Here is a 10,617-nt window from a genome sequence, read left to right as displayed (position 1 = left end):
CCAAGAAAAAGCCCGGTTTCCCGGGCTTTTTTCGTATCAGAGATGCTTGATCTCGGCCTTGGCATCCAGGGCCCGACGGTAGGCCGCGAAATCGACCTGGCCGGCACGCGAGGCGAGATAGCGACGATACAACGCCTTGTCCTCGGCACTCAGGGCTTCCTTGGGCACCCCGACACCCTGCAGCCGGATCAGGACGAAGTCGCCGTTCTGCAGGCTGACGCCCGCATAGGACGGCTTGTCGCCTTCCGGCTTGGCCATGCGGAAGGCCGCCTGCAACACCTGGGGATCGACACCCTCCTGGTTGCGGGTGGCGGCTTCGACGGTACGCCAGTCGCCCGCCACGGCCTTGCCACCGTCGCGCAGGGTCTTGAGCTGCTGCTCACCCGTCTGCTTGGCCACGGCTGCGGCCTTCTCCTGGGTCAGGCGGGTCACGATCTCATTTCTGACCGCATCCAGAGGTTGCAGCTGCGGCGTACGGTGCTCCTTGTCACGAATCACCACCAGGGTCTCCGGATCCAGTTGCAGCGCGGTGCTGTTGGCCCCGTTGCGCAGGACGTCTTCGCTGAAGGCCGCCTCGATCACCTGGCGGTTGGCGGTCAACCCCTCGCCGCCTTCACGACCGAAGGGCGCGCTGGTCTTGACCTGCAGGCCCAGCTCCTGGGCCGGCTGGCCCAGGTCGGAGGACTCATAGGCGGAGCTTTCCAGCTTGCGGCCCGCTTCCACGAACAGGCGATCGGCGTCTTCCGCCTTGAGCTGCTGTTCCAGACGCGGCCGGACGCTGGCCAGGGTGGGCACTTCCGGTGCCTGTACGCCCTGCAGCTTGATCAGGTGCCAGCCAAAGCTGGTGCGCACCGGAGCCGACACCTGCTGCGGTGCCAGCGCATAGAGCGCCTCTTCGAAGGCCGGATCATAGACGCCGCGACCGGCAAAGCCGAGGTCACCGCCATTGGCCGCCGAGCCCGGGTCCTGGGAGAACTCCTTGGCCAGCTTGGCGAAGTCCTCGCCCTTCTTCAGGCGTTCCTGGATCTGCTGGATCTTGGCCTTGGCCTGCTCGTCGTTCTGCTTGTCATTGACCTCGATGAGAATATGGGCGGCGTCACGCTGCTCCGACAGATTGGCGATCTCGGATTTGTAGGCGGCCTGCAGGCGGCTTTCGTCGACCTTGGCCTTGGCCAGGAAGGCATCCTTCTTCAGCTCGACGTACTCGATGACCACCTGCTCGGGGGTCATGAAGGCGTTCTTGTGGCTGTCGTAGTAGGCCTGGATCTCGTCCTGGGTCGGCGTGATGCCGGCCGGCGAGGCCTTGACGGTACGCAGGGCGAAGTCACGGGTCTGCCGTTCGAGGGCCGCAAAGGCCTCGATATCGGCATCGGTGACGAAGTTGCTGCCGACGATGCCGGCGCGCAGCTGACCGATCAGCATCTCGTCGCGCAGGAGATCGCGGAATTGCAGGCGGTTGTAGTTCATCTGGCGAACGGCCTGATCGAAGCGCTGCGGATCGAAACGCCCTTCGGTCTGGAATTCGGGGGTATTGAGGATCAGCTGATCCAGTGCCTGCTCGGAGAAGGCGAAGCGATCGGCCTTGGCGCTCTGCAGCAGCAGTTGCTTGTCGATCAGTGCCTTGAGCGCGGATTCGCGCAGCAGACGGTCATCCAAGGTGGACGGATCGAACCCCTGCCCCAGTTGCTGCTGCAGCTGGCGACGCTGCATTTCCACGGCCTGCGCCAGCTCCGTCTGCTTGATCTCGTCGCCATTGACCAGCGCGACGGCGCCCTGGTGACCCGTGGCGCGGATGATCGCTTCGAAGCCGGTCAGTGCCATCAGCAGGATGATGAATCCGATGATGACTTTGGCAATCCATCCCTGCGAACGGTCCCTGATGTTTTGTAGCATGTTCCCCCCACGAGCTGTGGCCGGACCGGCCATGGCGAAATCGTCGAATACCAAATAGCGAAAAGGCGCATCTCGAGATGCGCCTTTTCGTCGATCAAGGACCTTGCATCCAGCAGGACGGCGGAACACCAGCAGCTTCAGCTGGGGCCCGCCCATCAAGCCCAGGGGCGCCGTCAGTGGGTACTGACGCGCTCCTTGCCTTCCTGATCCCGCTTCTCGTCCTTGCTGACGAGCTCCGGACCATCGTCCGGAAGCGGCTCCGGCGTGTATTGCAGCGCAACCTCCAAGACCTCGTCAATCCATTTGACCGGCTTGATCTGCAAGTCGGCCTTGATGTTGTCCGGAATGTCCCGCAGATCCCGGACGTTTTCTTCCGGAATGATCACGGTACGGATGCCGCCGCGGTGGGCTGCGAGCAGCTTTTCCTTGAGGCCGCCGATGGCCAGCACCTGACCACGCAGGGTGATCTCGCCGGTCATGGCCACGTCGGCGCGTACCGGAATGCGGGTGGCCGCCGACACCAGCGCCGTGCACATGCCGATACCGGCACTCGGACCGTCCTTGGGCGTGGCGCCTTCGGGGACGTGGATATGGATGTCGTGCTTCTCGTGGAAGTCCCTGGGGATACCCAGGCTGCGACCACGGCTGCGGACCACGGTCAGGGCCGCGGTGATGGACTCGGCCATCACGTCGCCCAGCGAACCGGTCTTGATCATCTGACCCTTGCCGGGGACCACGGCGGACTCGATGGTCAGCAGTTCACCGCCCACCTGGGTCCAGGCCAGGCCGGTGACCTGACCGATCTGATCCTGCTGCTCGGCCAGACCGTAGCGGAACTTGCGGACGCCCAGCCAGTGCTCCAGGGTGTCCACGGTGACGCTGGCGGTACGCTCCTTGCTCAGGGCGTGCTGCTTGACCACCTTGCGGCAGACCTTGGCCACCTGACGCTCCAGACTGCGCACGCCCGCTTCACGGGTGTAGTAGCGGATGATGTCGCGCAGGGCGGCTTCATCGAATTCCACCTCGCCCTTCTTCAGGCCGTTGGCCTTGACCTGCTTGGGAATCAGGTAGCGGGTGGCGATGTTGACCTTCTCGTCTTCGGTGTAGCCGGGCAGCCGAATCACTTCCATGCGGTCCAGCAGCGGCGCCGGAATGTTCATGGAGTTGGCGGTGCAGACGAACATCACGTCGGAGAGGTCGTAGTCCACCTCGAGGTAATGGTCGTTGAAGGTGTGGTTCTGCTCCGGATCCAGGACCTCGAGCAATGCGGAGGCGGGATCGCCGCGCATGTCGTTGCCCATCTTGTCGATTTCGTCGAGCAGGAACAACGGGTTGCGCACCCCGACCTTGGTCATCTTCTGGATCAGACGACCCGGCATGGAGCCGATGTAGGTGCGGCGGTGACCACGGATCTCGGCTTCGTCACGCACGCCACCCAGGGCCATGCGCACGAACTTGCGACCGGTGGAGCGGGCGATGGACTCGGCCAGCGAGGTCTTGCCCACGCCGGGCGGACCGACCAGGCACAGCACCGGGCCCCGCACCTTCTTCACGCGCTTCTGCACAGCGAGGTATTCGAGGATGCGCTCTTTCACTTCCTCGAGACCGTAGTGGTCCTTGTCGAGGACTTCCTCGGCGCGGCCCAGGTCCAGACGGACCTTGCTCTCGGCCTGCCACGGCACGTTCACCAGCCAGTCGATGTAGGAGCGCACCACGGTGGCTTCGGCCGACATGGGCGACATCTGCTTGAGCTTGTTCAGCTCGGCATTGGCCTTGGCGAGGGCATCCTTGGGCAAACCGGCGGCCTCGATGCGACGCTTGAGGTCATCGACCTCGTTGTGTCCTTCATCGATGTCGCCCAATTCCTTCTGGATGGCCTTCATCTGTTCGTTGAGGTAGTACTCGCGCTGGCTGCGCTCCATCTGCTTCTTGACGCGGCCACGGATGCGTTTTTCCACCTGCAGCAGGTCGATTTCCGCATCCAGCAGTGCCAGCACGTGCTCGACGCGGGGGCCCAGCTCGGTGATCTCGAGGATCTCCTGCTTCTGCTCGATCTTCAGCGCCATGTGCGCGGCCATGGTATCGACCAGGCGGCTGGGATCTTCGATGCTGTTGAGGGAAGACAGCACCTCGGCGGGGACCTTCTTGCCGAGTTGCACGTATTGCTCGAACTGGCTCATCAGGCTGCGCGAGAACACCTCGGATTCGCGATCCGGGGCTTCGCTGTCCTCGATCAGGGTGACCAGGGCACGGGCATAGGCCTGGTTCTCGACGAAGGACTCGATACGGCCACGCTGCTCGCCCTCGACCAGGACCTTGACGGTGCCGTCGGGCAATTTGAGCAGCTGGAGAACGGTGGCGACCGTACCCATGTGATACATGTCATCCGCGGCGGGATCGTCGTCGCCGGGATTCTTCTGCGCGACCAGCAGGATCTGCTTGTCGCCAGCCATGGCGGCCTCGAGGGCCTCGACGGACTTTTCCCTTCCGACGAACAATGGGATGACCATGTGGGGATAGACCACTACGTCACGTAGGGGCAGCAGGGGAAGTTCTATCGTCGTAGTCATGGGATACGGGTCTCGGCAAATAATCGGCCGCAGATGCGGTTAAGGCCTCGGTTTTCTCTAACATGAGGTTGGGCGCCGCAAAATACAACCGTCGCTGAAATGAAAAAGGGGCCGAAGCCCCTTTTGTCACGCGTCTGGCGCCGCCTTGGCGGGCTCGCTGTTCTCGTAGATGAGCAGCGGCTGGGAACTCCCGTCGATGACGCTCTCGTCGATGACCACCTTGCTGACCTCCTTCTGCGAAGGAATCTCGTACATGGTCTCGAGCAGGATGCCTTCGAGGATGGATCTCAGACCCCGGGCACCGGTCTTGCGCTCCAGCGCCTTGCGGGCAACCGCCTTGAGCGCGTCGGGACGGAATTCCAGATCCACGTCTTCCATCTCGAACAGCTTGGCGTACTGCTTGGTCAGGGCGTTCTTCGGCTCGGTCAGGATCTGCATGAGTGCAGGTTCATCCAGCTCGTCCAGGGTCGCGATGACCGGCAGACGACCGACGAACTCAGGGATCAGACCGAACTTGACCAGATCCTCGGGCTCGGCGTCACGCAGGGATTCGCCGATTTTCTTGCCCAGTTCCTGGCTGCGCACCTCGGCATTGAAGCCGATGCCGCCGCCCTTGGTGGAACGGTTCTGGATGACCTTTTCCAGGCCGGCGAAGGCGCCGCCACAGATGAACAGGATGTTGCGCGTATCGACCTGCAGGAATTCCTGCTGGGGATGCTTGCGGCCACCCTGGGGCGGAACCGACGCCACGGTACCTTCGATCAGCTTCAGCAGCGCCTGCTGCACGCCCTCGCCCGAGACGTCACGGGTGATGGAGGGGTTGTCGGACTTGCGCGAGATCTTGTCGATCTCGTCGATATAGACGATGCCCATCTGGGCCTTTTCCACATCGTAATCGCACTTCTGCAACAGCTTCTGAATGATGTTCTCGACGTCTTCACCCACGTAACCGGCTTCGGTCAGAGTGGTGGCATCGGCGATGGTGAAAGGTACGTTGAGCAGGCGCGCCAGCGTTTCCGCCAGCAGGGTCTTGCCCGAACCGGTCGGACCGATGAGCAGGATGTTGCTTTTGCCCAGTTCGACGTCGTCTTTCTTCTCGCGCTGATTCAGACGCTTGTAATGGTTGTAGACGGCAACGGCGAGGACCCGCTTGGCACGCTGCTGACCAATGACATACTGGTCGAGGATGGCGCTGATTTCCTTCGGCGCTGGCAGCTTGTGCGCATTGCTTTCGGCCTGAGCTTCCTGGACTTCCTCGCGGATGATGTCATTGCACAGGTCGACGCATTCGTCGCAGATGAAGACGGAGGGTCCAGCGATCAATTTACGTACTTCGTGCTGACTCTTGCCGCAGAAGGAGCAGTAAAGCAGCTTGCCGTTATCGTCGCTATTGCGCGTATCTGTCATTCGATCGATCCAATGGAATGTGCTTACATCAACAAGATGGAGCCTATTGCACGGTTTTTCAAGCCTACCTGCCCAAACGACCGGCGCCTGGGCAGGTGGTCGAGGCGGGGTCAGGCGGGGATGTTGCGCTTCTCGAGGACCTTGTCGATCAGGCCGTAGGCGACGGCTTCGGGGCCACTCATGAAGTTGTCACGGTCGGTATCGCGGGCGATCACGTCCATCGGCTGACCGGTGTGATGCGCCAGCACCTTATTCAGACGCTCGCGGATGGTCAGAATTTCACGGGCGTGAATTTCGATGTCCGAAGCCTGACCCTGGAAACCGCCCAGGGGCTGGTGAATCATCATCCGCGAGTGCGGCAGGCAGAAACGCTTCTCGGCGGCGCCGCCTGCCAGCAGCAGGGCGCCCATGCTGCAGGCCTGGCCGATGCAGATGGTGGAAACGTCGGGCTTGATGAACTGCATGGTGTCGTAGATCGACATGCCGGCGGTCACCGAACCACCCGGGCTGTTGATATAGAGGTGGATGTCCTTGTCAGGATTCTCCGCTTCCAGGAACAGCAGCTGGGCGACGACCAGGTTGGCCATGTAGTCCTCGACCTGGCCGACCAGGAAGATGACCCGCTCCTTGAGCAGCCGGGAGTAGATGTCGTAAGCGCGCTCGCCCCGGGCGGATTGCTCCACCACCATGGGTACCAGACCGCCAGCGGCTTGAATATCGGGCATGGATTGCATGTATGAATTGCGGGACATGTCCTGCACTAGCTCCCTATCTGGATGACCTGTCAAAAACACATAAGCCAGCACGAGGCTGGCTTAGGTGAACTAGCAACTGGAGGCAGATCAGGCTGCTTGCGGAGCCTCGGCCGGTTTGACCGCGTCCTCGTAGGAGACCTGCTTGTCGGTGACTTTTGCCTGCTTGAGGACAGTATCCACGACTTGTTCTTCCAGTACAACCGAACGCACTTCGTTCAGCTGCTGCTCGTTCTGGTAGTACCACTTCACTACCTGCTCGGGCTCCTGGTAGGCCGCCGCCATCTCTTCGATCAGCTCGCGAACGCGGGCGTCATCGGGCTTGAGCTCGAACTGCTTGACCATCTCGGCGATGATCAGACCCAGCAGCACGCGGCGCTTGGCCTGCTCGCTGAACAGCTCGGCCGGCAGCTGCTCGGGCTGGATGTTGCCGCCGAACTGCTGGACGGCCTGCACGCGCAGACGATCCACTTCGTTGCTGATCAGGGCAGCCGGGACATCGATCTGGTTGGCAGCCAGCAGACCGTCCATGACCTGGTTCTTGACCTTGGTCTTGAGGGCCTGGCGCAGCTCGCGCTCCATGTTCTTGCGCACTTCGGCGCGGAAACCTTCGACGGTGGTCTCTTCCACACCGAACTGCTTGAAGAAGGCTTCGTTCAGCTCGGGCAGCTCGGGCGCGGCCACTTCCTTGACGGTGACCTTGAACTGGGCGGCCTTGCCGGCCAGATCCAGGTTCTGGTAGTCCTCGGGGAAGGTCAGGTCGAGCACGCGCTCGTCACCGGCCTTGGCGCCGACCAGACCGTCTTCGAAACCGGGGATCATGCGGCCCGAACCCAGCACCAGCTTGGTGCCTTCGGCGGAACCGCCAGCGAAGGCTTCGCCGTCCTGGGTGCCGACGAAGTCGATGGTGACCTGGTCGTCGTTGGCGGCAGCGCGGTCAACGGCTTCGTAGCGGGTGCCCTGCTTGCGCAGCACGTCGAGCATCTTGTCGATGTCGGCGTCTTCGACGCTTGCGTCCTGACGCTCGATCTCGATGCTGTCCAGGCCCTTCACTTCGAACTCGGGGAAGACTTCGAAGGTGGCGACGTATTCCAGGTCCTTGCCCTTTTCGAACACCTTGGGTTCGACGGCGGGTGCGCCGGCCGGGTTGAGCTTCTGCTCGACAACGGCTTCGTAGAAGGTTTCCTGAATGAGATCACCCAAGGCTTCCTGACGAGCCGAGGCTTCGTAGCGCTGGCGGATGACGCTCATGGGTACCTTGCCCGGGCGGAAACCGGGAACCTTGGCACGCCGTGCAGTCTGCTGCAGACGCTTGTTCACTTCGGTTTCAATACGCTCGGCCGGCACGCCAATGGTCATGCGACGCTCGAGAGCAGAGGTGTTTTCAACGGAAACTTGCATGGATATTCCTCGTGGCACAAGAACAGGCCGGCACTCCGACCCCCCAGAATCAAGGGCGACCATTCTAGAGACAGTCTCAGGCGAAGTCACCTGGCTTGATCCAGCGGTGCGTACGGGTGCCACCGAAGCGAGCCCGGCCGAGCCCGAGGAAGGCAACATTTTGTCGTCCGCTTAAAGTTGTACGACGTCGTATGTAGTGCTAAACCCAGAGGGCAAGCTAACGAAAAGGCCGCCTGCGGCCCATTCACAACAACAACAATCGTTAGGAGAGCCGCCCCCATGGAGCGATCCGGTTCCGTCGAAAAATCCGTAACCCTGAACAAGGCGCAAGGCTCCGGCCTGCGCCGCCTGGCGAAGCTGCTGGGCCCCGGCATCATCGCGGTGCTGTCCTGGCTGGGCGCCGGGGACCTCATCACCTCCTCGGTGGCGGGCGCCAACTACGGCTACGCCATGATGTGGGTGCTGGCGGTGTCCCTGCTGCTGCGCTTTCTCATCGTCAACATCATTGCCCGCTTCCAGCTGTGCAATAACCGCGGCATGTCGATCCTGGAAGGCTATGCCCAGCTGCACCCGGCGTTCGCCTGGTTCATGCTCGGCTATGCGCTGATCATGGGGCACCTGACCAATGCCTATATGCTCAAGGGCGCGGGCGAAGCCCTGGCCACCCTGCTCCACCTCGACCAGCCGCTGCTCTGCTCGGCGGCGGTGGTGATCGCGGTCTGGCTGCTGGTGGGCCGCAATTTCTATGCGCTGATCGAGGGCGTGATGAAACTGCTGCTGGCGGTCATGACGCTGGCGTTCATCACCCTGGCGGTGATGTCGGGTCCGGACCTGGGCGGCATCCTGCGCGGCACCATCGGCTTCAGCATTCCGCCGGACGAAGGCGTGCACGGCGCCCTGCTGGTCGCCGTATCGGTGATCGGCGCCGTGGCCGGCTCCATCGCCAACTTCGTGCATCCCTATGTGATGAAGGAAAAGGGCTGGACCGGCCCGGAACACAAGCGCATCCAGCGCAACGACCTGCTCTTCGCGGTGGTGGTCGGCATCGTCATCAACCTGGCGATCTGGGTGGTCGGGGTGGAGATCCTCAGACCCAATGGGTTGCAGGTGAATACCCTGAGTGACCTGGGCGCGGCCCTGGAGCTGTTCTTTGGCGCCGGCGGCTGGGTGATCTTCTTCACCGGGGTCTTCGCCACCCTGTTCGCCAGCGTGGTGGGCAAGACCACCGCCTTTCCCATGCTGATCACCGACGCCCTGCAACACATCCGTCCGGAGCGCCGCGAACGCTATGGCAAGACCTTTCACAAGGACCCGGCGCACAAGTGGTTCCTGCTCTTCATCCTGGTGACGCCGCTGGTGTGGTCGCTGCCGGGCATGCCCGACTTCGTGACCCTGACCATCGGCGTGAATGCCCTCAACATCGTCGGCCTGCCGGTGATCTCCCTGGGTCTGCTGATCATGTCCAACCAGAAGTCGCTGCTGGGCGACAAGTACCGCAACAACTGGTTCGAAAACCTGGCGCTGGGCTTTGCCACCCTGCTGGCGATCTGGGTCGCGATCCAGCTCGGCCTGCAGCTGCTGGGCTAGGCCCTCCCCCTTCAGGGGCGGATTCGCCGCCCCTGCCTCTTCAAGGAGTCTAGATATGCCTGAACAGAACGAACGTCCGCTGCTGCTGCAGGTAGGTCCGCTGTTGCCTGCCCTGCAGGACGCCCTGAATTCACGCCATGAGGTGCTGCGGCTCTGGGAAGCACCCGATCAGGCCGCCCTGCTCGCCGCGCGTGGGCGGGACGTGGTGGCCCTGGTCACCTCCGGCGTGCACGGTGCGACACGCGAGTTGATGAGCGCCCTGCCCGGCCTGCAGGCGGTGTTCAGCTTCGGGGTGGGCTACGACAGCATCGACATCGCCGCGGCACGGGATCTGGGCGTGGTGGTGAGCAACACGCCTGGCGTGCTGGACGACTGCGTCGCCGATACCGCCTTCGCCCTGCTGATCGACGTGGCACGGGGCATCAGCGCCGCGGATCGTTTCGTGCGCCGCGGCGATTGGCGACAGGGCAAGTTTCCGTTGACCTCGCGCCTGGCCGGCAAGACCTGCGGCATCGTCGGCCTGGGCAACATCGGCAAGAGCATCGCCCGGCGGGCAGAAGCTTTCGGCATGGAGGTGGCCTATCACGGACGCCAACCGCAGCCGGACGTCCCCTATCGTTATCACGCCGAACTGGAAGACTTGGCGAAGGCGGCGGATTTCCTCGTCCTGTCGCTGCCCGGCGGACCAGCCACCGACAAGCTGGTCGACGCCCGGATCCTCGCCGCCCTGGGACCGCACGGCTATCTCATCAATATCGCCCGCGGCAGCGTAGTCGACGAGCCCGCCCTGGTGGCCGCCTTGCGAGCGGGCAGCCTGGGTGGCGCCGGCCTGGATGTCTTCGCCGAGGAACCCGAGGTACCCGCGGCCCTGCTGGCGCTGGACAACGTGGTGCTCACCCCGCACCTCGGCAGCGGCACCCACGAGACCCGCCAGGCCATGGCCGACCTGGTGCTGGCCAACGTGGAGCGCTATTTCGCCGAGGGGCGCCTGGTCACGCCGGTCTGAC

7 protein-coding genes are annotated in these 10,617 nt (G+C 63.0%); 2 read left to right on the top strand and 5 right to left on the bottom strand.

Annotation, left to right across the window (positions count from 1 at the left end; all coding sequences use genetic code 11):
- Positions 1-36: 36 nt before the first annotated feature.
- The 5 genes from DBY63_RS11750 to tig form a co-directional block, all read right to left on the bottom strand.
- Positions 37-1,893 (bottom strand): SurA N-terminal domain-containing protein, encoded by a 1,857-nt coding sequence (locus DBY63_RS11750; protein ID WP_108581991.1) that lies wholly within the window; start codon positions 1,891-1,893, stop codon positions 37-39.
- A gap of 173 nt (positions 1,894-2,066) precedes the next feature.
- Positions 2,067-4,463 carry an endopeptidase La gene (lon, locus tag DBY63_RS11745; RefSeq protein ID WP_108581990.1) on the bottom strand — a complete coding sequence of 799 codons (2,397 nt, stop codon included), beginning with the start codon at positions 4,461-4,463 and terminating at the stop codon, positions 2,067-2,069.
- Between the two features lie 126 nt (positions 4,464-4,589).
- Entirely contained in the window at positions 4,590-5,870 is a 1,281-nt protein-coding gene (gene clpX, locus DBY63_RS11740; protein ID WP_007162223.1) for an ATP-dependent Clp protease ATP-binding subunit ClpX, read from the bottom strand.
- Between the two features lie 110 nt (positions 5,871-5,980).
- On the bottom strand, positions 5,981-6,622 hold the full coding sequence (clpP, locus tag DBY63_RS11735; protein WP_007162222.1) for an ATP-dependent Clp endopeptidase proteolytic subunit ClpP: 642 nt from the start codon (positions 6,620-6,622) through the stop codon (positions 5,981-5,983).
- 90 nt (positions 6,623-6,712) lie between these two features.
- The gene (gene tig / locus DBY63_RS11730) at positions 6,713-8,023 is read right to left on the bottom strand and encodes a trigger factor (protein ID WP_108581989.1); all 1,311 of its coding nucleotides are present in this window, start codon (positions 8,021-8,023) and stop codon (positions 6,713-6,715) included.
- A 279-nt stretch (positions 8,024-8,302) separates the two neighbouring features.
- Here tig and DBY63_RS11725 point away from each other — a divergent pair, with 279 nt between their 5' ends.
- Both DBY63_RS11725 and DBY63_RS11720 read left to right on the top strand, forming a co-directional pair.
- Entirely contained in the window at positions 8,303-9,610 is a 1,308-nt protein-coding gene (locus DBY63_RS11725) for an Nramp family divalent metal transporter (protein ID WP_108581988.1), read from the top strand.
- Positions 9,611-9,665: 55 nt separating this feature from the next.
- Positions 9,666-10,616 (top strand): 2-hydroxyacid dehydrogenase, encoded by a 951-nt coding sequence (locus DBY63_RS11720; protein ID WP_108581987.1) that lies wholly within the window; start codon positions 9,666-9,668, stop codon positions 10,614-10,616.
- The last annotated feature ends 1 nt before the right edge of the window (position 10,617 follow it).

It is taken from the genome of Pseudomonas sp. RIT411, assembly GCF_003057735.2.
Classification (GTDB): Bacteria; Pseudomonadota; Gammaproteobacteria; order Pseudomonadales; family Pseudomonadaceae; genus Chryseomonas; species Chryseomonas oryzihabitans.
This window is presented reverse-complemented; position numbering and strand designations above follow the sequence as displayed.